At 56.9% G+C, this 21,465-nt stretch carries 20 protein-coding genes; 8 read left to right on the top strand and 12 right to left on the bottom strand.

What is annotated here, in order from left to right; all coding sequences use genetic code 11:
* Positions 1-6 precede the first annotated feature (6 nt).
* The 4 genes from ABJL60_RS03615 to ABJL60_RS03600 all read right to left on the bottom strand — a co-directional run bounded on the left by ABJL60_RS03615 (position 7) and on the right by ABJL60_RS03600 (position 4,689).
* Complete coding sequence (locus tag ABJL60_RS03615) at positions 7-1,611, bottom strand: carboxyl transferase domain-containing protein (protein WP_348374836.1); 1,605 nt, start codon at positions 1,609-1,611, stop codon at positions 7-9.
* Between the two features lie 146 nt (positions 1,612-1,757).
* On the bottom strand, positions 1,758-3,239 hold the full coding sequence (locus tag ABJL60_RS03610) for an AMP-binding protein (protein ID WP_348374834.1): 1,482 nt from the start codon (positions 3,237-3,239) through the stop codon (positions 1,758-1,760).
* A complete protein-coding gene (locus ABJL60_RS03605; protein WP_348374832.1) occupies positions 3,236-3,526 on the bottom strand; it encodes a hypothetical protein in 291 nt (96 codons plus the stop codon). The genes ABJL60_RS03610 and ABJL60_RS03605 overlap by 4 nt, the downstream gene beginning before the upstream one ends.
* Positions 3,526-4,689 (bottom strand): isovaleryl-CoA dehydrogenase, encoded by a 1,164-nt coding sequence (locus ABJL60_RS03600; protein ID WP_348287988.1) that lies wholly within the window; start codon positions 4,687-4,689, stop codon positions 3,526-3,528. The genes ABJL60_RS03605 and ABJL60_RS03600 overlap by 1 nt, the downstream gene beginning before the upstream one ends.
* 204 nt (positions 4,690-4,893) lie before the next feature.
* Between ABJL60_RS03600 and ABJL60_RS03595 the strand changes: the two genes are divergently transcribed.
* Positions 4,894-5,124 (top strand): hypothetical protein, encoded by a 231-nt coding sequence (locus tag ABJL60_RS03595; protein ID WP_348374830.1) that lies wholly within the window; start codon positions 4,894-4,896, stop codon positions 5,122-5,124.
* A 119-nt stretch (positions 5,125-5,243) separates the two neighbouring features.
* On the opposite strand, the gene ABJL60_RS03590 is transcribed toward ABJL60_RS03595, so the two are convergent.
* A complete protein-coding gene (locus tag ABJL60_RS03590; RefSeq protein ID WP_348374828.1) occupies positions 5,244-6,455 on the bottom strand; it encodes an aminotransferase class I/II-fold pyridoxal phosphate-dependent enzyme in 1,212 nt (403 codons plus the stop codon).
* Between the two features lie 75 nt (positions 6,456-6,530).
* On the bottom strand, positions 6,531-7,196 hold the full coding sequence (locus tag ABJL60_RS03585) for an HAD-IA family hydrolase (protein WP_348374826.1): 666 nt from the start codon (positions 7,194-7,196) through the stop codon (positions 6,531-6,533).
* Between the two features lie 140 nt (positions 7,197-7,336).
* Here ABJL60_RS03585 and glmU point away from each other — a divergent pair, with 140 nt between their 5' ends.
* Genes glmU through ABJL60_RS03565 form a run of 4 tightly spaced genes read left to right on the top strand, consistent with a single transcriptional unit; the run spans position 7,337 to position 11,760 of the window.
* Complete coding sequence (gene glmU, locus ABJL60_RS03580; RefSeq protein WP_348287994.1) at positions 7,337-8,683, top strand: bifunctional UDP-N-acetylglucosamine diphosphorylase/glucosamine-1-phosphate N-acetyltransferase GlmU; 1,347 nt, start codon at positions 7,337-7,339, stop codon at positions 8,681-8,683.
* A gap of 2 nt (positions 8,684-8,685) precedes the next feature.
* Complete coding sequence (gene glmS / locus ABJL60_RS03575) at positions 8,686-10,506, top strand: glutamine--fructose-6-phosphate transaminase (isomerizing) (protein WP_348374824.1); 1,821 nt, start codon at positions 8,686-8,688, stop codon at positions 10,504-10,506.
* A gap of 10 nt (positions 10,507-10,516) precedes the next feature.
* A complete protein-coding gene (locus tag ABJL60_RS03570; protein ID WP_348374822.1) occupies positions 10,517-11,083 on the top strand; it encodes a pyridoxamine 5'-phosphate oxidase family protein in 567 nt (188 codons plus the stop codon).
* A complete protein-coding gene (locus ABJL60_RS03565; protein ID WP_348374820.1) occupies positions 11,080-11,760 on the top strand; it encodes a DNA alkylation repair protein in 681 nt (226 codons plus the stop codon). Before ABJL60_RS03570 ends, ABJL60_RS03565 begins: the two co-directional genes overlap by 4 nt.
* Positions 11,761-11,772: 12 nt before the next feature.
* Here ABJL60_RS03565 and ABJL60_RS03560 read toward each other — a convergent pair whose 3' ends face one another.
* Together ABJL60_RS03560 and ABJL60_RS03555 are read right to left on the bottom strand one after the other, a co-directional pair.
* Positions 11,773-12,306 (bottom strand): peroxiredoxin-like family protein, encoded by a 534-nt coding sequence (locus ABJL60_RS03560; RefSeq protein ID WP_348374818.1) that lies wholly within the window; start codon positions 12,304-12,306, stop codon positions 11,773-11,775.
* Positions 12,307-12,437: 131 nt separating this feature from the next.
* Positions 12,438-12,950 (bottom strand): hypothetical protein, encoded by a 513-nt coding sequence (locus ABJL60_RS03555; protein ID WP_348374816.1) that lies wholly within the window; start codon positions 12,948-12,950, stop codon positions 12,438-12,440.
* 86 nt (positions 12,951-13,036) lie between these two features.
* On the opposite strand from ABJL60_RS03555, the gene moaA reads away from it, so the two are divergent.
* The 3 genes from moaA to ABJL60_RS03540 are packed head-to-tail and all read left to right on the top strand — an operon-like array spanning position 13,037 to position 16,349.
* Positions 13,037-14,044, top strand: a complete 1,008-nt coding sequence (gene moaA / locus ABJL60_RS03550; protein ID WP_348288006.1) for a GTP 3',8-cyclase MoaA — start codon at positions 13,037-13,039, stop codon at positions 14,042-14,044.
* Positions 14,044-15,324 carry a 3-deoxy-D-manno-octulosonic acid transferase gene (locus ABJL60_RS03545; protein ID WP_348374814.1) on the top strand — a complete coding sequence of 427 codons (1,281 nt, stop codon included), beginning with the start codon at positions 14,044-14,046 and terminating at the stop codon, positions 15,322-15,324. The genes moaA and ABJL60_RS03545 overlap by 1 nt, the downstream gene beginning before the upstream one ends.
* Positions 15,321-16,349, top strand: coding sequence for a glycosyltransferase family 4 protein (locus tag ABJL60_RS03540; RefSeq protein ID WP_348374812.1), 1,029 nt, complete (start codon positions 15,321-15,323; stop codon positions 16,347-16,349). Before ABJL60_RS03545 ends, ABJL60_RS03540 begins: the two co-directional genes overlap by 4 nt.
* 39 nt (positions 16,350-16,388) lie before the next feature.
* Here the strand turns inward: ABJL60_RS03540 and ABJL60_RS03535 are convergent, their stop codons facing one another.
* The 4 genes from ABJL60_RS03535 to argE form a co-directional block, all read right to left on the bottom strand.
* Positions 16,389-17,552, bottom strand: coding sequence for a M20 aminoacylase family protein (locus tag ABJL60_RS03535; protein WP_348288012.1), 1,164 nt, complete (start codon positions 17,550-17,552; stop codon positions 16,389-16,391).
* Positions 17,553-17,606: 54 nt separating this feature from the next.
* Entirely contained in the window at positions 17,607-18,776 is a 1,170-nt protein-coding gene (locus ABJL60_RS03530) for a M20 aminoacylase family protein (protein ID WP_348288014.1), read from the bottom strand.
* A 98-nt stretch (positions 18,777-18,874) separates the two neighbouring features.
* Entirely contained in the window at positions 18,875-20,218 is a 1,344-nt protein-coding gene (locus tag ABJL60_RS03525; RefSeq protein WP_348374810.1) for an FAD-binding oxidoreductase, read from the bottom strand.
* Between the two features lie 79 nt (positions 20,219-20,297).
* A complete protein-coding gene (gene argE, locus ABJL60_RS03520; protein ID WP_348374808.1) occupies positions 20,298-21,464 on the bottom strand; it encodes an acetylornithine deacetylase in 1,167 nt (388 codons plus the stop codon).
* Position 21,465: the final 1 nt, after the last annotated feature.

The following is a 21,465-nucleotide window of genomic DNA, read 5'->3' as shown; positions in this document are numbered from 1 at the left end:
GCAACATCACATCCGGAACACGCCAAAGCGTGTGTCCTCGATCGGGGCATTCAGGGCAGCCGACAGGCTTAGAAACAGCACGTCGCGGGTTTTGCGCGGATCAACCACACCATCATCCCAAAGGCGGGCCGACGCATAAAGCGGATGCGATTGTTCTTCGAACATATCGATGGTGGGCTGCTTAAAGGCGGCTTCTGCCTCGGCGGACCATGTTTCGCCTTTGCGCTCTATCCCGTCACGTTTGACCGTCGCCAGAACACCGGCGGCCTGTTGACCGCCCATCACACCGATACGTGAATTTGGCCATGACCACATGAAACGAGGACTGTAGGCACGGCCCGCCATGCCGTAATTCCCTGCCCCGAAGGATCCGCCCACCACCATTGTGATCTTGGGCACCGACGTTGTGGCCACGGCCGTGACCATCTTGGCACCGTGTCGCGCGATGCCTTCGTTTTCGTATTTGCGCCCCACCATAAAGCCGGTGATGTTTTGCAAAAAGACCAAAGGGATTTTTCGCTGCGAACACAGCTCAACAAAGTGTGCGCCCTTTTGGGCCGCCTCAGAGAACAACACGCCGTTGTTGGCGATGATGCCAATGGGACAGCCTTTCAAATGGGCAAACCCCGTCACCAAAGTCTCGCCAAAGCGCGGTTTGAATTCGTCAAACCGCGATCCGTCTACAACGCGCATGATGACTTCGCGGATGTCATAGGGCTGGCGGGTGTCTGCGGGCACAACCCCCAGCAATTCGGCAGGGTCATATGCAGGTTCTTCTGCTTCTTGCCATTGCACTGTTGTGGGTTTTGTACGGTTCAATTGCGCCACAGCACGACGGGCCAGCGCCAAGGCGTGAGTGTCATCTTCAGCCAGATAGTCCGCGACCCCGGACAAACGCGTGTGCACATCACCGCCGCCCAAATCTTCGGCGGATACAACTTCACCCGTCGCGGCCTTTACCAATGGCGGGCCCGCCAGAAAAATCGTGCCCTGTTCCTTCACGATGATCGTCACATCCGACATGGCAGGCACATAGGCACCGCCCGCCGTACAAGACCCCATCACAACAGCAATTTGCGGGATGCCCTTTGCGCTCATCTGCGCCTGATTGAAGAAGATGCGGCCAAAGTGGTCACGATCCGGAAACACCTCGTCCTGATTGGGCAGGTTCGCGCCACCGCTGTCGACCAGATAAATGCATGGCAGGTGGTTCTGTTCCGCGATCTCTTGGGCGCGCAGGTGCTTTTTCACGGTCATCGGGTAGTAGGTGCCACCCTTCACAGTGGCGTCGTTGCACACCACCATCACCTCGTGGCCCTGCACCCGGCCAATGCCCGCAATGACGCCCGCGCAAGGGGCAGCACCGTCATACATGCCATGGGCAGCCGTCGCACCGACCTCCAAGAACGGAGACCCCGGATCAAGCAAGTTCGCCACACGTTCGCGCGGCAACATTTTCCCGCGCGACACATGACGGTCACGAGACCGTTCGCCGCCGCCAAATGCTGCGGCTTGGGCGGCGTCTGTGATCTGGCCCAACGCAGCTTCGTGGGCGGTCACGTTCACTTTGAACGTTTCTGAGGACGTCAATATCTGTGATTTGAGCTTCATAACCTAATCCTTAATCCTACCCGTGTTGAGGTGCAGCGCGTGCATGCGTGTGGCCATCGCGATCCCAAATGCCATAACCGAACGGTCTGGCACTTGAACACGCAAGCGCCCCTTTGGCTCAAAGCCAACTGACCTCTTGCTTGCGCTCATGTGTGCAACTCCGCAATCGCTATCGCCTTCAATTCTTTCCGAATAACCTTACCTGTCACTGTCATCGGCAAAGCCTTCAAAAAACCGATCTCCCTTGGATAAGAATAGCTTGCAAGCCGGTCTTTAACGTAGATCTGAAGCGCTTCGGCGTCCTGTGCAGCCCCGTCCCGCAAAACCACATAGGCCTTCACGACCTCGGTGCGCAGCGGGTCGGGTTTGCCAACGACGCCGCATGTCACCACATCGGGGTGGGTCAACAGGCAGTCTTCGATCTCGGCCGGACCGATCCGGTAGCCCGCAGATGTGATCACATCGTCCTCGCGGCCCACGAAACGCAGATAGTCACCCTCCCAGATGCCGCGATCACCCGTCAGCATCCAGTCACCACGGAACTTCTCGGACGTCGCGTTCGGGCGTTGCCAATATTCCAACATCATCGAAGGAGACCCGCGTTTGACCGCAATATCCCCTTCCGCGTCTGTCATGTTCCCGTCTTTATCAACCACTTGCACCTCGTGACCGTCCACAGGCTTACCGATGCACCCCGGGGCTGCCGGGAAATCGGCAGCGCAGCTTGAGACCGTCATGTTGCATTCTGTCTGGCCATAGAATTCGTTGATCTGCAGCCCAAAGGCGTCACGCCCCCACGCCAGCATTTCCGCGCCCAACGGCTCGCCCCCCGAGGCCACAGACCGCAATCCGTCGATCCGCGCCCCTTCCGCCTTGAGCATCCGCAAAGCCGTGGGTGGAAAAAACACATTCCGGACAGCGCCCTGGCGGATGATCTGCAGACATTCATCAACCGAGAACTTTCCCATTCTGGCGGCCACCACTGGCACCCCCAAGGCAAGGCCGGGCATGAGCACATCAAACAAACCGCCAATCCAGGCCCAATCTGCAGGGGTCCAAAGGCAATCGTCAGGATGGCCCAGATGGTTGTGGCTGACCGAAACGCCGGGCAAATGCCCTGCAAGTATGCCATGGCCGTGCAACGCACCTTTGGCTGTGCCGGTTGTGCCGGAGGTGTAGATTATGATCGCGGGGCTTTGGTGATCCACCGCTTGGGTGGGCACCACTGCACCGGCGACGCCGCAGGTGTCTGCCAACCAGACCGTAGCCAGCCCATCCACCAAAGCCGCCCCTTCATCGTCCGTCAAAACGATGTGGATGCCGGCATCAGATATGCGCGATTGCAAGGCATCGTGCTTGAACAGTTTGAACAAAGGCACTGATATTGCGCCTATTTTCCAGATTGCGATATGGGCCGCAGCACACCATGGGCTTTGACTAAGCAACACACCCACGCGGTCGCCTGGCTGCACCTGCGGCAGCAATGCACGCGCAATCCCATCGGCCATGTCCTTCAGCTTGCCATAGCTGACATCACGCCGCACACCGTGTGACACATCCACAATCGCTGTTTGATCTTCTGGGTGATCCAAACACTGCATGGCCATATTTTGGGCAGACGTCATCATGCGTCTGGCCCTGCAGTCGGCGTAACCAAACGCCCTGTGCGATCTACCCAATACTGGCTGATGCTGGACGCGGTCCCACAGCTGATCACAAGCCAAGCCCCGACGTCTTCAGCAGGACGCGCCACACAATCGCTGTGAACGCCGCCTGTTTCAGCAACATAACGGTCGGCGATGGCATTTATGACTTTTGTTTCGGACAATGCAGCCTGTTGACGGCCCAGATAAAGCCCGCCCGCAGCCGCCATCATCACCAGCCCCGACACCGTAAGAAGGACTTGGCGTGGCATCAGCCCATCGCGCCCATCATTTCGCGCCCCACCAGCATGCGGCGGATTTCGGATGTGCCAGCCCCAATTTCCATCAGTTTGGCATCGCGGAAGATGCGCCCCACAGGGTTGTCGGACAAATACCCTGCCCCGCCCATGGCTTGCACGGCCTGATGCGCCTGCACCATGGCTTGCTCTGACGCATACAAACAACACGCTGCTGCGTCCTGCCGCGTCACATCCCCACGGTCGCAAGCCTTGGCGACTTCATAGACGTAGGCGCGGGCGGAATTCATCGCTGTGTACATATCCGCCATCTTGCCCTGCATCAGCTGGAAGCTTCCGATGGGTTGGCCGAATTGCTTACGCTCGGCCATATAAGGCATGATTTCATCGAGGCAGGACGCCATGATACCGGTGCCGATCCCTGCCAGCACCACCCGCTCATAATCCAGACCGGACATCAAAACGGCGACACCGCGTCCCTCTTCGCCCAGCACATTTTCAAAGGGCACTTCCACGTCGTCAAAGATCAGCTCGGCCGTGTTTGATCCGCGCATGCCAAGCTTGTCAAAATGGGGCGACGTCGAAAAGCCCGTCATGGATTTTTCGATGATAAAGGCCGTGATGCCTTTGGATCCCATATCGGGGTTCGTCTTGGCGTAGACCACAAGTGTGTCGGCGTCAGGGCCGTTGGTGATCCAGTACTTGTTGCCGTTCAACCGGTAGTGATCGTTGCGCTTTTCCGCGTTCAGCTTCATGGAAACCACATCCGATCCCGCCCCCGCTTCGGACATCGCCAATGCGCCAACATGTTCGCCTGAAATCAAGCCGGGCAGGTATTGGCGTTTTTGGTCATCGGTGCCGTTCAGCTTTATCTGGTTGACGCACAGGTTGGAATGCGCCCCGTAAGACAGTGACACAGACGCGCTGGCACGGGCCACTTCTTCGACAGCGACAGTATGGGCCAGATATGACATCCCCGCCCCGCCATAGTCTTCGTCCACGGTGATCCCCAAAAGGCCAAGGTCCCCCATTTCGGTCCACAGTTCTGGCGGAAAGGCATTTTTAGCGTCGATCTCAGCCGCCATCGGTTTGACACGTTCTTGCGCCCAACGATGCACCATCTCGCGCAGTGCATTTACGTCTTCACCCAAATCGAATTGCATGGTCGCATTGAACATCGTGCGTCTTCCCCCGTCGGATTGATAAATATCGGATCGCTGGATACCGAATTTCAGACCAGATTTATTGAACAGTTGTTCATTACTTAACGCGACCCATGCAAACGGGTCAAGATGTTTCGAAGGATACCCCCCTGTTGGAACGATTGGACGCACTGCGCGTTAACTTTGCGAAGCGCCACGAAACGACCAAAGGAGAGACACATGTCACATCATCTGAAAGAAGAATTCTGGGACTGTATTGAGGACGCCCGCGAGGGGATGTTGTCCTCCGGATTTGGCCGCACAGTGCCAATGTCGCATTACGCCGACGACGATGAAGACGGCAAAGACGACCCGAACCTACAGCTGGTGCCGTTGACCTGGCCAAAGCCGAGGTCTGGGCGACAGAAGGCAAGCTGGCATTCTTGTACGAAGTTGCCAAAGCGAACCTGACAGACGACACAGCGAACCCAGGTCACCATGGAACAATCGTGTTCCGCAAGGCGGCCTGGATCATAAGGCCCGATTGCGGCACACCAAAAACAAACCGGGGTACAAAGCCCCGGTTTTCCTTATATCTCGGACTGATAGACCGCAGATACTTCAGCTTTGATGATACGTGCGATCAATGCACAATCGTCCAAGGAAAAGGTCAAAGGCACGCGAATATCCACAATCCCGTGCAAGATGCGATCTGACTTGGGTATAGGCTGCGGGTCTGCATAGTGCCAACTGTCATAGCGGCTGGTGAAGGCCGCAGGCTCGGGTGCGCCAAACCACTTCAATTCAACGCCCCGTGCGCCGCAACGTGACACCACCTTGCGAATGGCATCCGCAGACCAATCCAGCAGCAAAAACTGGAATGAAGATCCGACGATGGTTTCCGCATCAGGACGTTCAACCACCTGCATCCCGGGCGTGTCGCGCACACCGTCTTCCAAAACATAGTAGCGTTCGTTCCAGCGCTGGCATTGGGTATCCAAGTCCGCAAGTTGCGGCCGCAAGATGGCCGCGCGCAGGTTGTCCATGCGACCGGATATGTTGGGTGTCTCGTATTTGATCTTGGCAAATACCGATGGATCAGGGGCTGCCAAATGCCGTTCAAACAGCATGTAAGATCCTGACATCATGATCGCACGGGCCGCGACCTGTTCATCATCGGTGACAAGAAACCCACCTTCGCCGGAATTGACATGTTTATACGTCTGACACGAATAGCAGCCCACGGTACCTGACCGCCCGGAGGGCACACCACGCCACGCAGCACCCATCGTGTGGGCACAGTCTTCCACCACTTTGACGCCAGCCGCATCGCAAATCGCCATCAGGCGTTCCATATCGCAGATGTGGCCGCGCATATGGCTTAGCAAAAGAACTTTGGCTTGGTCGATTTTGGCCTCAAGATCATCCAGATCGATGGTCAGGCTTTCCGTGACCCCGACAAAGACGGGCTTCGCGCCCACCGATGCAATCGCGCCCGGTACAGGCGCCAATGTGAAAGCGTTGGACAAGACAGTATCGCCAGGTGCGACACCCAAAGCCCGCAACGCCGTTGCCATCGCGTATCCGCCCGATGCCACAGACAGGCAGTATTTGGCTCCGGTCAGTGCCGCGAATTCCTGTTCCAATAGCGCGGTTTCGGACAGCTCATCTGGCATCGTGTTGTATCGGTGCAAGCGTCCGTGCCGCAGGATCGACAAAGCGGCTTCAATGCCTGCTTCCGGAATAGGCTCTTGTTGGGTGAAACTGCCGGTGAAGTGTTCGGTGTCGCTATGCTGTGTCATGGTGTCCGTTGTGAAAAGGCGCAAGCGCAAGGTCAAGGTGTCGACGTCATATTCCGCAAAGCGGAAATGGCACGTTCAGCCTAGCAAATTGTCGATCAAGTCGGGCAAATCGGCAAAATCATGCAGCAAAGCTTCGGGGGTCAAGGCCGCCATATCGCCGCCTGCGGGGCCAAAAGTGACCAAAACCGAAGGTACATTGGCATTCTTGGCCGTATTGCGATCCGTGTCGCTGTCACCGATCAAACAGGTTTTGGCAGGATCACCCCCGGCACGGCGCGCAGCCTCGAACAGGTGCTCGGGGTCGGGTTTGCGGACTGGCAGCGTGTCTGCCCCCACCATAGATGCAAAGGCGTCACGCACCCCCAACCGCTTTAACAACTCTTCGGCCAAACCTTCGGGCTTATTGGTGGCGATGCCCACCCCGTAGCCTCGGGTTTTCAACGTCTCAACCGCGTCCATGGCACCGGGGTACATGACGGTGCGGCTGTCAATGTCTTTGGCGTAAGCCTCTAACAAGATGGGGTAATACCGATCAAGCGTGTCCATATCATGATCTTGGTTCAGCCGCGACAACCCCAGACGCAACATCGCACGCCCCCCGCGCAACGCTGTGCCGGCATCAGACAACGGATCCAGCATATCGCCCGCACCCATGTCACGAAAACAAACGTTTGCAGCTTCGATCAGATCACCGGATGTGTCTGCCAATGTGCCGTCCAAATCAAAAATTACCGTCTTCATTCCGCTTGTCCTTTGGTCTGGTGTCGGCATGTTGCCGCTTGCCGATGTTGCAACCCGCAATCTTGTTTGATGCCACTGCATCTTGTGCCTTCGGGGGAAACGGATAAAACGGAGACGAGCAGAACAAAAGAGAAAACGCTATGGCCGTTGCCCTGATTATCCTTGCCGCTGGCAAAGGCACGCGAATGAATTCCGAAAATCCCAAGGTCTTGCACCCCATCGCGGGGGCGCCGATGCTGGTGCATGCGATGAACGCAGGTGCGACGCTGGATCCCGAACATACCGTCATTGTGGCCGGTCACGGGGCGGACGCGGTCACAAAAGCAGCAACAGCCCATGATGACACGGCCAAAGTTGTTCTTCAGACGGAACAACTGGGTACGGGTCACGCAGTGTTGCAGGCCAAAGACAGCCTGACCGGTTTTGACGGCAAAGCGATCGTCCTTTACGGTGACACACCATTTGTGCAGCCCGAAACATTGCAGGCGATGCTGGACGCCGAGGCCGACGTCGTTGTGCTGGGATTTGAACCTGCGGATGCGGGCCGTTACGGACGGTTGGTCATGGATGGCACGTCGTTGGAACGGATTGTCGAATACAAAGACGCCTCTCCGATCGAGCGCAGCCTGAAGCTGTGCAACAGTGGGGTAATCTGTGCACCGGCGCCGCTTTTGTTCGACCTTTTGGACCAGACCGGCAACGATAATGCGTCGGGCGAATACTATCTGACCGACGTTATCGGTTTGGCGCGGCGCAGCGGTCATTCCGCCACCGTGGTCACCTGTGATGAAGCCGAAACACTGGGCGTCAACTCGCGTGCTGAACTGGCTGCGGCCGACGCGCTGTTTCAAACCCGCAAACGGGTAGAATTGATGGAAGATGGCGTGACTTTGGTCGCCCCCGAAACAGTCTACTTTGCGTTGGACACGATCATCGGGCGCGACACACTGATTGAACCCAATGTTGTCTTCGGACCCGGTGTGACCGTGGAAAGTGGTGCCACCATCCGCGCGTTTTCGCATCTGGAAGGCTGCCATGTGGCGCGCGGCGGCATCATCGGTCCATACGCCCGCTTGCGTCCCGGCACAGAATTGTCCGAGGACGTGCGCATCGGCAACTTCGTTGAAATCAAAAATGCGCAGATCGCCGAAGGGGCCAAAGTCAACCACCTAAGCTACATCGGCGATGCAGGCGTGGGGGTCAAAAGCAACATCGGCGCGGGCACGATCACCTGCAACTATGACGGCGTTATGAAGCATTACACCGACATCGGATCAAACGTCTTCATTGGATCGAACACTATGCTGGTGGCACCCGTCTCCATCGGGGATGGAGCAATGACAGGCAGCGGTTCAGTCATCACATCTGACGTTGAATCAAACGCGTTGGCGCTGTCACGCGCACCGCAAGTGGAAAAACCGGGCATGGCCCGCAAATTGTTCGATATGTTAAAGGCCAAAAAGGCCAGACAAAGCAGGGGCAGCTAAAAATGTGTGGAATTGTTGGGGTCTTGGGCAACCATGAAGCAGCGCCCATCCTTGTCGAAGCGCTGAAACGCCTTGAATATCGCGGCTACGACAGCGCGGGTATCGCCACTGTCAACAACGGTGCGTTGGACCGAAGGCGCGCCGTGGGAAAACTGGTAAATCTAAGCGACAAGCTGGTGCATGAACCGCTTGCTGGCAAATCCGGCATCGGCCACACACGGTGGGCCACGCACGGTGCTCCCAACGAAATGAACGCGCACCCCCACCAATCGGGAAACGTGGCCGTGGTGCACAACGGCATTATCGAAAACTTTCGCGAGTTGCGCGAAATGTTGGCGTCCAACGGCATCACGCCGCAAACCGAAACCGACACCGAAACCGTCGCTTTGCTGGCCCAGTATCACATGGCGCAGGGCGCATCGCCTGTAGAGGCTGTGAACAAGACCATCGACGCGTTGGAAGGCGCATTTGCTTTGGCGTTTTTATTTGATGGTGAAGAGGATTTGATGATCGCGGCACGCAAAGGGTCACCTTTGGCCATCGGCCACGGTCAAGGCGAGATGTTCGTGGGCTCTGACGCGATTGCTTTGGCACCAATGACTGACCGCATTACCTATCTGGAAGAAGGCGACCGGGCCGTTCTGACCCGCACATCTTTGGAGATCCGCGATGGAAGTGGCACTTTGGCCAACCGCCCCATCAAGACCATCCAAATTGACGCCGCGCGTGTGGACAAAGCCGGTCACAAGCATTTTATGGCCAAAGAAATCGCGGAACAGCCAACTGTTCTGGGTCATACGCTGGCCAATTATCTGGGCAGCGACGGTCAAATCACCCTGCCCGACCCTGGCATAGATTTCACAAAGATCGACCGCTTGACCATGGTCGCATGCGGCACGGCCTATCTGGCGTGTTTGACTGCGAAATACTGGTTTGAACAAATCGCGCGTATTCCTGTTGAAGTCGATGTGGCATCGGAATTCCGCTACCGCGAACCACCCATCCCTGCCCGTACGGCCGCGATCTTTGTCAGCCAGTCTGGCGAAACAGCCGACACTTTGGCCGCCCTGCGGTACTGCGAAGGCAAAGCCGACAAAATCGTGTCTGTGATCAACGTGCCCGAAAGCTCTATTGCGCGGGAAAGCGATTTGGCGTTGCCCATCCACGCAGGCATAGAGGTCGGCGTGGCATCCACCAAAGCGTTCACATGCCAGTTGACAGTTTTGTTAATGATGGTTCTGAAAGCTGCGCATGCGCGCGGTGAAGTATCCGACGACCAATTGGCAGATCACATCTCAAGTTTGCGCGGTGTGCCTGCATTGATCAACACGGCACTGGAACAAAACAAATCCATCCGCACGGCTGCGCGTAAATTGTCCGAAGCCCGCGATGTGCTGTTTCTGGGACGCGGTCAAATGTACCCTCTCGCGCATGAGGGGGCATTAAAGCTAAAGGAAATCAGCTATATACACGCCGAAGCTTATGCATCAGGTGAGCTGAAGCATGGCCCCATCGCCCTGATCGACAAACATGTGCCTGTTGTCGTTTTGGCACCGAAAGACAGTCTTTTCGACAAGACCGTATCCAACATGCAAGAGGTCATGGCACGCAAAGGCAAGGTCGTTCTGGTCTCTGATGCAAAGGGTTTGGCGGAAGCAAGCGAGGGGGTCTGGGCCTCTATCGAAATGCCTGAATCACCGGATATCGTGGCCCCTATTTTGTACGCGATCCCGGCCCAGCTGTTGGCTTATCATACGGCGGTAGCTAAAGGCACCGACGTGGACCAGCCCCGAAATCTGGCCAAGTCTGTCACAGTGGAATAGTTGGAAAACAATGGGCAAGCAATTCGATCACATCGCAGACGACCACCGCGCCTTTATAGAAGCGCAACACATGTTTTTCAGCGGCTCTGCTGCCCCTGACGGTAAGGTCAACATCTCGCCGAAGGGCATGGACAGCCTGCGCATCCTTGGCCCCAATCGCATCGTTTGGCGTAATCTGACCGGGTCTGGCAATGAAACGGCAGGCCATTTGGCGCTACATCCACGTATGACCTTGATGTGGTGCGGATTTGAAGCGCGGCCCATGATCATGCGCACCTACGGTACTGCGAAAACTCTGCATCCACGGGACGCAGAGTTTGACGCGTTGAATGCGTTGTTTCCCGAAACCTTCGCGGCCCGCCAAATCTATGACATGCAGGTGGATATGCTGCAAACCAGCTGTGGCTATGCCGTGCCATTCTTTGAACACCAAGGCCCACGCGACGTTTTGACCAAATGGGCAGAGGACAAAGGGTCCGACGGCATCCAGACCTATTGGGAAGATCGCAACCAGCATACGCTGGATGGCTTGCCCACCCATATTTTAGCCCCCAATTCCCCGGACGCACCCACATGAACCTAGACGACGCCCTAGAGCAACTGAACACTCACCAAGATGCTGAAAAAGCGGAACAATCGGCAAGCTACCACAAAGCACCCCGCGTTTATCTGGGAATTGCAAACCCCATCATCAATGATCTGACCAAAGCATGGCGCGCGGACATGACCGTGGAGGAACGCGTTGATCTGGCGGATGCCCTTTGGGAAACAGACATCTATGAGGCCCGTCTTGCCTCGGCCAAACTCCTGACACAGGCACGCATCAAAGACGACGACGATGTATGGGGGCTTATCGCGTCTTGGGTGGATGATTTTGACAGTTGGGCGATTGCCGATCACGCCTGCATGGCCGGTCAAAAGCGGTTAATCGCGGATCCCTCGCGTATTGATCACATCGAAAGCTGGACAACATCGGACCACATGTGGACCCGCCGCGCGGCTTTGGTGATCACCCTGCCATGGACAAAGCAAAACCATCCCAAGCCGCTGGATCTGGAAATCCGGCAGCGCGTTCTGGGATGGGCCGCTGATTACGTGTCTGACCGTGAATGGTTTATCCAAAAAGCCATCGCGTGGTGGCTGCGTGATCTGTCCAAACATGATGCAGAGGCCGTGCGCAGCTTTTTGGCGCAACACGGCCCCCAAATGAAGCCTTTCGCCGCAAAGGAAGCGGCGAAATACCTGAAAGTTTAGGCGCCTGAAAGTCTAGGCGTAGGTGCCACGGATCGGATAGGTGTTGTCGGGGTTGCGCACAAATTTGATGCCCCCCAACACAACATTCAGATCCGGGCGCGCAAACGGTGCATTGGAGATGTCCAAGATTTGGATCTGGCCTGCACCGTTGATCACAAACAGACCCGGCTCCGGAAACGGGTGATCGGTTTCCGCTTCAGACCGTGGCGTTGAAATATACAGGCCAAGATCCCGCATCTGTTCGATGCTCATCCCGTACCCCACTGGAAACGCTGGCGAAATATCAGCCAACTGCGTCTCCACTTGTTCTGCGCTGTCTGCACTGACAGCAACAACATCCACGCCTTGTGTATGAAAATCGGCCAACAGGTCATTTATTGTGGTCAGGTAACGTGTGCAGATCGGGCAGTGTTTGCCGCGGTACACCACAACCATCTGCCAGTCGTGGTCACCGGTTGGCACGCCCACTTGCAAGGTGCCGCCGCCGTATTGTGGCACATCAAAATTGGGAAAAGCCGCTCCGGCGGCCAGCTTCATCTCAGGCATGTTTTTCTCCAAGGCAAATCATGTGTTGTTGTTCGGTCAACTTGTGGATTATCGCCGCAAGATCAACTGCCCCACAAACACGAAGCCGTGACACGGCGGTCGCTGGATTTTGCCTTAGCGCCAACCTGACCCTAGATTGAAACGGCAACCTCAACCAGGTCTGTCAAAGACGCACCAAGGGTTTGAAACGCCTGCAAAGACATGCGGCTGCCCGCTGTTTTTGGGCCTTCGATCGGGATCAGGGTAACTTGGGCCGATGTGCCGTTATAGCTAACGGTGCCGGATGTTTGGGTTTTCACCAAAGGGGTTTTCAACCACAAGCCGGGCTCTGCCGGGCTGCCCAAGGATGCCACAGTTGTGCCCAATGCCCCGCTGGCTTTCGCAGGCGGGTTCGCCACGCCGGTAGCACCCGCTTCGGCAGCTGTACCGTCAACAGCAGCACCGTCTGGCCGGCTTTTGGGGCGTTGTTGATCACTTGCCCCCGCAGTGTTGATGCCTGTGTTGATGCCCGTGCTGTTACCCGTGTCTTGCGATTGCGCGGTTTGCACCGCCTCTGCGCGGTTTTTCGGTTTGAACCGGTCTGGCACAATCGCGCAGCTCGCCAAGATTGCGGCCAGCGCCGCGCATATACAGATATTCTTCATAACCCCGACCTTAGTGTGCGCCTTGCACCTCATCAATCACCTTTCCCCCCTTGCCGAGCCTTTGGCGCATCTTTACCTATGATCCTATGAACGCTCCTTTGATTGACCCATTCGCCCGCGCCATCACCTATCTGCGTGTCTCCGTCACGGACCGCTGCGATTTCCGCTGCGTCTATTGCATGTCGGAAAATATGACATTTCTGCCCAAAAAAGAGCTGTTGACGCTAGAGGAACTGGACCGCATGTGTTCGACGTTCATCGGGCTTGGGGTTGAAAAGCTGCGGATCACAGGCGGTGAGCCATTGGTGCGCAAAGGCATCATGACCTTCTTTGACAGCATGTCACGCCACCTTGATGCGGGCACTTTAAAGGAACTGACGCTGACCACCAACGGCTCGCAGCTGGAACGCTATGCCGATGACCTGTTTGCGGCGGGCGTGCGTCGTGTGAACATTTCTTTGGACACGTTGGACGATCAAAAATTTGCCGATATCACCCGATGGGGGCGCCTTCCACAAGTTTTGCGTGGCGTCGATGCGGCGCTGAAAGCAGGGCTTAAGGTTAAAATCAACGCTGTGGCCCTGAAAGGTTTCAATGAACCGGAACTGCCACATATCACACAGTGGTGTGCCGAGATGGGGCTGGATCTGACCTGGATCGAAGTCATGCCGATGGGCGACATCGGCAACGAAGACCGTTTGGGGCAATATTGGTCTTTGAAAGATGTGCGTTCCGAATATGCAAAGCACTATACAGTGACTGATTTAGCCGAACGCACAGGTGGACCAGCGCGGTATGTGCGCCTGGAGGAAACAGGGCAAAAGATCGGGTTTATTACGCCGTTGTCCCACAATTTCTGCGAAAGCTGTAACCGCGTGCGCATCACCTGTACTGGTGAAATTTACCTGTGCCTTGGTCAAGAAGACATGGCCGATTTGCGCGCACCGCTTCGCGCCCATCCCGATGACGATGGCCCCCTTGAGGATGCCATTCGTGCGTCAATCGCTATGAAGCCGAAAGGGCACGATTTTGACTATTCCCGCCAAACGCTGGACGGGCAAATGCCGCGCCACATGAGCCACACAGGCGGCTAATGCAGCCCACCGGCCTTTACCGTACCTATGCGGCGGCCACGGCGCTGGTCTTGCCTTTTGCTGCACGCGCAAGGGTCAAAAAACTGCGCCGTGCCGGCATTTCTGCCCACCGTGCCCATGAGGTTCTGGGCCACGCGACAGAACGACGTCCAGGCGGCACGCTGATCTGGTTTCATGCCGCTTCTGTTGGCGAAAGCCTGTCGGTGTTGTCGCTGATCACAGCTATGGGCCGTGCGTTGCCCCTAGCACGGTTCTTAATCACATCCGGCACCCCCACCTCTGCCACCCTGATTGCCAAACGTATGCCACCGCGATGCCAGCACCAGTTTGTACCACTTGATGGCGCTGGTCCGTTGAAGCGTTTTTTACGGGCGTGGCGGCCCGATGCGTTTGTGTTGGTGGAAAGTGAACTTTGGCCCAACATGCTTGTGCACATCCGCAAAGCCGGTGTGCCGATGGCGCTGGTCAATGCGCGGTTGTCAGAACGATCCTTGAAACGCTGGGCCAAACGGCCAAAAACCGCGCGCTTCCTGTTGGAAGGGTTTTCGCTGGTGTTTGCACAGACCAATGCGCTGGCCGATCAACTGATCGCACTTGGCACACAGCCAGATAAAACACGCAAAGGCGTTGACTTGAAATCGCTGTCCGCGCCTTTGCCAGTGCATGGCAAATCCTTGTCGGATGTGCAGCACGCTTTGGGACCACGCCCCGTTTGGGCGGCCTGTTCGACCCATCCGGGTGAAGAACAAGAGGTGCTTACAGCCCATATTTCACTGCTCGAAACCCAACCGGACCTATGTTTGATCCTTGCCCCCCGTCATCCTGAACGTGGACTAGAAGTCGCCAAGCTGGTCACAGATTTAGGCCTAAGCCTGTCGCGGCGCAGCACTGGCGACATACCCCAAGCGCAAGTCTATCTGGCCGACACGCTGGGCGAACTGGGGCTGTGGTATACATTGGCGCCTTTTGTGTTTTTGGGCGGTTCTCTCAAACCGATTGGCGGGCACAACCCTTATGAACCCGCCCATATGGGAGCTGCGGTCTTGTCCGGGGTACACGTGAACAATTTTGCCGACACCTATGCAAAGCTTGAGGCTGCAGGCGGTGCCCGCTTGGTCAGCAGCGGTGCGAACCTTGCCCAACTGGCGCAAGACTGGTTTGAGCACCCTGTCGCATTGACCCAAGCAAGGCAGGCCGCGCGTGACTTTGCAGGCGGTCAGGCAGACACCCTGGACAGCATCGCAAATGCACTGGTCGACGGGTTGGACCTGAACGTATGAAACACAAGCTGTTCGTCACCAACTTTAACAAGAACTTCACAGGCGTTTCAGCAACCGCAGCCAATGTCGTCAAAGCACAAACCGGGCGGTACGACTTGCATTTGGTGGGCCGTCCCCTGCCCGGCTGCCCTGCACCGATCACGGTGAAACAGGCCCGTGCGCTGTCACGTGGCGGCGCCATTTGGCACGTGCGGCGCAACACTGAAATGCGTGCGGCACTTTGGGCGCGTGATGTGCTGCGCCTTCCTATCAAAATTGTGTTCACGTCCGCCGCCATTCGCCGCCATTCCGCATTTCCCCGTTGGCTGATCGGCCGGATGGACGCGGTCATTGCCACCACCGATGCGGCCGCTTCCTTTGTGCCCCATGTCCGCGCAGTTGTGCCGCACGGCGTTGACACAGACCTGTATGTGCCAGCCGCTGACAGGGCCGCGGCTTGGCAGGCTTTGGGGTATGGCGGCCAACGGGGCATCGCGACAATCGGACGGGTGCGGCCCGAAAAGGGCACCGATCAGTTTGTGACTGCGATGCTGCCGTTGCTGCGTGACCACCCGGACGCAGTGGCGTTGGTGGTGGGCAAGGCATCGCGGTCACATCAGGCGTTTCAAGACAAGCTGAAGTCCGTCATTGCGCGGGCTAACCTAAGCGACCGCATCCTGTTTGTGGGTGAAATCCCGTCACCGGACCTGCCAAAACTGATGCAAGCGCTGTCCTTGGTGGTGCAACTGCCCACATACGAAGGCTATGGGATGGTCCCACTGGAAGGCATGGCCTCAGCAGTGCCTTTTGTGGGAACGGACACAGGGTATTACCGCGCATTTACGGCTGACGGGATTGCAGGAACCATCGTGGGCACCGCAGGGCAAGCCACAAAAGCAGCGGATGATATTCTAAACGGCAATGTTGAGAAAATGGGCGCACAGGCCCGGGTCATGGCCTGTGCAGGATTTGGCATTCAATCCGAGGCAGACGGGATCGACACCGTCTATCAAAAACTGTCAAGGCAAATGCTATCAGGGCAATAGAGACGTAAGGTGCACCTTGGTGCACCACACGCCTGCCAATTAGCTTGCGGGCATACGCTGTTCGACAATTTCGGCCCACCACGAACATCCAGCCGGAATGGCGTCGTCATTGAAGTTGTATTCGGGGTGATGCACCATCGCAGTATCGCCGTTGCCCACCAGAATATACGCGCCGGGGCGTTCTTCCAGCAAATAGGCAAAGTCTTCGCCCCCCATAACCAAAGGCGCTTCATCACATTGGCCCGAAATGGATTTGGCAACGTCTGCTGCAAATTCTGTCTGGGCTTCTGCATTGACCATGACGGGATAGCCGCGGTGGTAAACAACCTCTGCTTTGCCGCCCAATGCCGTCGCTGTGCCTTCACAAATCTCGTGAATACGCTTTTCGGCCAGAACTCGCATTTCAGCAGACATCGTGCGCACAGTCCCTTTCAGGTGAACACGTTGTGGAATGACATTGAACGCCTTTGATGATGTCTCGAAAGAGGTCACAGACACCACCAACTGATCAACCGGATCGGCATTGCGGCTCGCGATGGTTTGCATCCCCATAACAATCTGGCTTCCCATGATCGTGGGATCTGCCGTTTCATGTGGTTTGGCCGCATGCCCTCCCAATCCTTCAATCAGGATTTCAAACTGGTCGGTTGCGGCAAAGAACGCCCCTGGGCGGATTGCGAAACTGCCCACAGGTTGGCCCGGCCAATTGTGCATGCCGTACACCTCTTGGATGCCAAAACGCTCCATCAGCCCGTCTTCACACATCTCGCGCCCGCCGCCGCCACCTTCTTCTGCGGGTTGAAAAATGACAACAACCGTCCCGTCAAAATTGCGGGTTTCCGACAAGTACTGCGCGGCCCCCAACAGCATGGCGGTGTGCCCGTCGTGCCCACACGCATGCATCGCGTTGTCTGTCTTAGAGGCATAAGACAATCCCGTTTGCTCATGAATGGGCAACGCATCCATATCCGCCCGCAAGCCCAGCACCTTCCCGGACCCTGTCGCGTTCCCTTTAATCACGCCGACCACACCCGTACGCCCGATCCCTTCAACCACATCGTCACAGCCAAATTCGCGTAGTTTCTTGGCCACCAAAGCACTGGTGCGGTGGGTTTCAAACAGGATTTCGGGATGTTCGTGGATATCACGACGCCAAGCAGTGATGTCGTCATGCAGTTCGGCAAGTCGGTTTTTTACGGGCATAGGAATCTCTTTTTGTGGTGTCTTGTCTGGGGCGCTTTCAAAAAATCGCCGTGTTTACGCCGCAGGCATGCGCCGTTCAATCATTTCTGCAAACCAGCTACATCCGGCTGGAATGGTATCGTCGTCAAAGTCGTATGCCGGGTGGTGCACCGTTGCGCCCTCTTCTCCGTTGCCCACCATGATGTAGGCGCCGGGGCGGGCTTCCAGCATATAGGAAAAGTCTTCGCCCGCCATGATCGGTGGCGTATCGGTAATCACCGACCCCGCCACCGCGGCTGCGGCTTCGGCGGCGTAATCGGTGTTTTCGTCGGCGTTCACGGTCACAGGATATCCGCGCACATAAGCGATATTGGCTTTACACCCATGGGCCTGCGCCGTGGCCTCCACAATCCGTTTCAAGCTGGTTTCAGCCACATCGCGCACACCCGCATCCAAGGTCCGCACAGTGCCACGCATGGTGACCGATTGCGGGATCACATTGTGGGCGTCGGTGTCAGAATGCAGTGCGCATATCGACACCACAACCTGTTTCAAAGGGTCCGTGATACGTGATGCGATGCTTTGCACCCCCAAGATCACATGGGCAGACGCCACATTTGGATCAACCGCCTCATGCGGGGCAGCGGCATGGCCACCCTGCCCCGTGATTGTCAGCACAAATTCATCAGTCGCCGCCAGCAAAGGCCCTTTGCAAATCGCAAATTCTCCCGCCTTCAGTCCGGGCATATTATGCATGCCGTAGACTTCTTGAACACCAAAGCGATCCATGACGCCTTCTTCAACCATCACACGGCCGCCGCCGCCGCCCTCTTCGGCCGGTTGGAACAAAAGCACAGCTGTCCCGTCAAAATTACGGGTCTCTGCCAGATATTGCGCCGCCCCCAACAGCATCGCAGTGTGTCCGTCATGACCACAAGCGTGCATTTTGCCAGAGGTCTTTGAGGCATAATCCAGCCCCGTCGCTTCCTCGATTGGCAATGCATCCATATCGGCGCGCAACCCGATCACACGGCCTTTTGTGTCGGTTTTGCCTTTGATCACAGCAACCAAACCGGTTTTCGCCACACCTGTCGTGATGTCAGTGATGCCAAAACTGCGCAGACGCTCTTCTACGAATTTCGAGGTCTCGAACAAATCGAAATCAAGTTCGGGAATCTCGTGCAAATGCCTGCGCCATGCTGTGATGTCGGCATGGGTTTCGGCAAAACGGTTTTTGATCGGCATAGTATCTCCTGTAAAATGCGGCCCCCGATGGAAAAGGCCCTTATGTGATACGCCCTAACCTGTCGGACCTTGATTTGGCGGTTCTGGACCGATGGGGCCTAAACAGAGGGGCCGATGTCCATGGGGGAGCCATCCGAAAAGCGGCTCAACCTGAATCGTGTCAGATCATGCGCCACATCTGCACCAGTGACCAGCCCTGCCAGCACTTTGCCCGCCCCCGGTCCGATCCCAAACCCGTGACCGCTAAACCCGGTTCCAATGGTCAACCCCGGCAGGGCGTCGACGCGGTCCATCACAGGCACCACATCAGGCATCGTATCGATCATTCCCGCCCAGGCCGTTTTCAGTGTGACATCGCCCATTTCGGGAAACAATGCTGCGAAGTTACGACACAAGTCAGTCAGTTTTTTCTTGTTTGGCAATGGGTTAAGGACACGCATGTCCTCAAATGGGCTTTGCGCATCGCCTGTCCATTTGCGTTTTGTACCCCACGCATCCGGAAATCCTTTGGGCGCTTTGGGCAAGAAACGGGTTCCAAAGGGATCCTGTTTCAGTTGCGTTAAAAATTTTGGCAATGCGCGAAACGCATCCGGACCAACAAACAGCTCATGAAACCCGCCAGCCGCCAGCGAATACCCGCCGTCGCTACGTGGACGAAACGCGACGTTTTCAGCAGCTGCAGCCCCTTGCGAAAGATGTGCCAAGGGGTGGGTCGCGGCCACTGTGGCGCGGACACTTAACTGTGGAAGCGATATTCCTTCGTTGCGCAAAAACAGGGATGACCACGCCCCCGCTGCCAAAACAACCTGTGTTGTTTTTACAACGCCTGCTTCGGTCACAACGCCACTGACACGGCCCGCTTCGCGGTCCAGACATCGCACTGCACAGTTTTCAACAATTGCAACACCTGCGCGGGCCGCTATTCCGGCCAAAGCGGGCACCGTCACCCAAGGCTCTGCGCGCATGTCGCTGGGTGTATGGAGCGCACCTGCAAACCGACGCGAAATCCCAGGAAACACCTGCGCAATCTCCGCGTCGCTCAACAGTCTACTGTCGACGCCATGTGTTTTGGCGTGTGGCAACCAGTTTGCATAGGTCTCCATTTCTTCGGTCGTTTCTGCCAGATAGGTCACACCACCTTGCACCAAACCAATGTCGATATTGGTTTGGGTTGCCAGTTCACGCCACAAACGGTTGGCTTCGGCTGTGATAGGCAGTTCATCGGGGTCGCGCCCTTGCTGCCGAATCCACCCCCAATTGCGGCTGGATTGTTCACACGCGATGCGGCCCTTTTCCAGCAGCGCGACCTTGTGTCCGTCCTGCGCTAGAAAAAGTGCCGTGCATACGCCAATGACACCGGCACCAATCACAACAACGTCCGCTTCCGTTGGGACGGGACCGGGATACGTAATAGGGGTGGCTTCTGAGATCGGGAATTTCACTGTTTTACCTGTTTGTGATCCTAAAGGACGTGGCGTGGGTCGGTGGGCGGGGCGTCTTGGTGAAGCCAAGCGCGCCGTCTCACTGACAAAGGCGCGTCACCAGATCGCGCATGAACTGATGGCCCGCCTCGAATTGTGTCACTTCGATGAATTCGTTGGGCTGGTGCGCTTGTGCGATGTCACCGGGACCACAGACCACGGCGGAATAACCAGCGTCCTGAAACTGCCCCGCTTCAGTGCCATAGCTGACAACATGGGACCCATTGTCACCGGTCAACGCCCGGGCCAAAGTCTCAGCGCGCCCCATATCTTCTGGCAACAAAGGCGGCACAGCAAACTTCGGGGTCAATCTGATCTCCGCCTCGGGGCGGATCCTTTTCATTGCGGCTTCAACTTGCGCGACCTTATCCAGCCATGCCTTGTCCAACGCGTCCGTGTCGTCGCCTGGCACAGCCCGGTATCCCATGTTGAAATGGCAGTCCTTGGCCGTGATGTTGTCGGCCGTACCGCCTTGAATGGTGCCCACGTGCCAGGTGGTGAAGGGCGGATCGAACTTTGCTGCCAATGGCCCCGGCGTGGCCGCGGCAGCCGCTTCGTTCATATCGTTGGCCCAACCGATCAAACGGGCTGCTTCATGAATGGCGCTGACAGAGCGGTCTTGCAAAGACGAATGCATCTCGAACCCGATCACATGGGTGCGCCATGCATTGCCCCCCTTATGGCCTGTGACGGCTTTCATCATCGACGGCTCACCCACAATAACTGTGCGGCCCTTGGGCACCACTCCTTGCATGGCCCGGATCATAGGCGGCGCACCCGTGCAACCGACCTCTTCGTCAAAGCTGAGTGCAAGCTGCATCGGCGTGCGCAATTCAGCATAATGCGCCTCGACCAGCGCCCAGATCGCCAGCGCATCGTAGCCTTTCATGTCACAGGTACCGCGGCCGTAATAGCGCCCCTTCGCCTCTACCACGGTCCAAGGGTCGGTGTCCCATGGCTGGCCTTCGACAGGGACCACGTCCGTGTGGCCCGACAACACCACCGCCCCTTCGACGTCCGGGCCGACATGGGCGAACAAAGCCGCCTTATGGGGTTGGTCCGGGTCCGGCCACCTATGTGCCGTGATCCCGTGAGACGATAGATAATCTTCCACCCAACCGATCAAAGGCAGATTGGTTTCGCTGCTGACCGTTGGAAAACTGATAAGCTTGGTCATCAGGTCCAGCGGCGCCATTCGTAGGATCATA

Source organism: Ascidiaceihabitans sp., from assembly GCF_039986515.1.
GTDB lineage: Bacteria > Pseudomonadota > Alphaproteobacteria > Rhodobacterales > Rhodobacteraceae > Ascidiaceihabitans.
Note: the sequence above shows the minus strand (reverse complement) of the source record. Positions and strands in the feature narration are given on the sequence as shown.

What these genes read in the sequence shown, in the direction of transcription:
- ABJL60_RS03615 (WP_348374836.1), bottom strand. Translation starts at nt 1,611, where the DNA reads ATGAAGCTCAAATCACAGATATTGACGTCCTCAGAAACGTTCAAAGTG.
- ABJL60_RS03610 (WP_348374834.1), bottom strand. Translation starts at nt 3,239, where the DNA reads ATGATGACGTCTGCCCAAAATATGGCCATGCAGTGTTTGGATCACCCA.
- ABJL60_RS03605 (WP_348374832.1), bottom strand. Translation starts at nt 3,526, where the DNA reads ATGCCACGCCAAGTCCTTCTTACGGTGTCGGGGCTGGTGATGATGGCG.
- ABJL60_RS03600 (WP_348287988.1), bottom strand. Translation starts at nt 4,689, where the DNA reads ATGTTCAATGCGACCATGCAATTCGATTTGGGTGAAGACGTAAATGCA.
- ABJL60_RS03595 (WP_348374830.1), top strand. Translation starts at nt 4,894, where the DNA reads ATGTCACATCATCTGAAAGAAGAATTCTGGGACTGTATTGAGGACGCC.
- ABJL60_RS03590 (WP_348374828.1), bottom strand. Translation starts at nt 6,455, where the DNA reads ATGACACAGCATAGCGACACCGAACACTTCACCGGCAGTTTCACCCAA.
- ABJL60_RS03585 (WP_348374826.1), bottom strand. Translation starts at nt 7,196, where the DNA reads ATGAAGACGGTAATTTTTGATTTGGACGGCACATTGGCAGACACATCC.
- glmU (WP_348287994.1), top strand. Translation starts at nt 7,337, where the DNA reads ATGGCCGTTGCCCTGATTATCCTTGCCGCTGGCAAAGGCACGCGAATG.
- glmS (WP_348374824.1), top strand. Translation starts at nt 8,686, where the DNA reads ATGTGTGGAATTGTTGGGGTCTTGGGCAACCATGAAGCAGCGCCCATC.
- ABJL60_RS03570 (WP_348374822.1), top strand. Translation starts at nt 10,517, where the DNA reads ATGGGCAAGCAATTCGATCACATCGCAGACGACCACCGCGCCTTTATA.
- ABJL60_RS03565 (WP_348374820.1), top strand. Translation starts at nt 11,080, where the DNA reads ATGAACCTAGACGACGCCCTAGAGCAACTGAACACTCACCAAGATGCT.
- ABJL60_RS03560 (WP_348374818.1), bottom strand. Translation starts at nt 12,306, where the DNA reads ATGCCTGAGATGAAGCTGGCCGCCGGAGCGGCTTTTCCCAATTTTGAT.
- ABJL60_RS03555 (WP_348374816.1), bottom strand. Translation starts at nt 12,950, where the DNA reads ATGAAGAATATCTGTATATGCGCGGCGCTGGCCGCAATCTTGGCGAGC.
- moaA (WP_348288006.1), top strand. Translation starts at nt 13,037, where the DNA reads ATGAACGCTCCTTTGATTGACCCATTCGCCCGCGCCATCACCTATCTG.
- ABJL60_RS03545 (WP_348374814.1), top strand. Translation starts at nt 14,044, where the DNA reads ATGCAGCCCACCGGCCTTTACCGTACCTATGCGGCGGCCACGGCGCTG.
- ABJL60_RS03540 (WP_348374812.1), top strand. Translation starts at nt 15,321, where the DNA reads ATGAAACACAAGCTGTTCGTCACCAACTTTAACAAGAACTTCACAGGC.
- ABJL60_RS03535 (WP_348288012.1), bottom strand. Translation starts at nt 17,552, where the DNA reads ATGCCCGTAAAAAACCGACTTGCCGAACTGCATGACGACATCACTGCT.
- ABJL60_RS03530 (WP_348288014.1), bottom strand. Translation starts at nt 18,776, where the DNA reads ATGCCGATCAAAAACCGTTTTGCCGAAACCCATGCCGACATCACAGCA.
- argE (WP_348374808.1), bottom strand. Translation starts at nt 21,464, where the DNA reads ATGATCCTACGAATGGCGCCGCTGGACCTGATGACCAAGCTTATCAGT.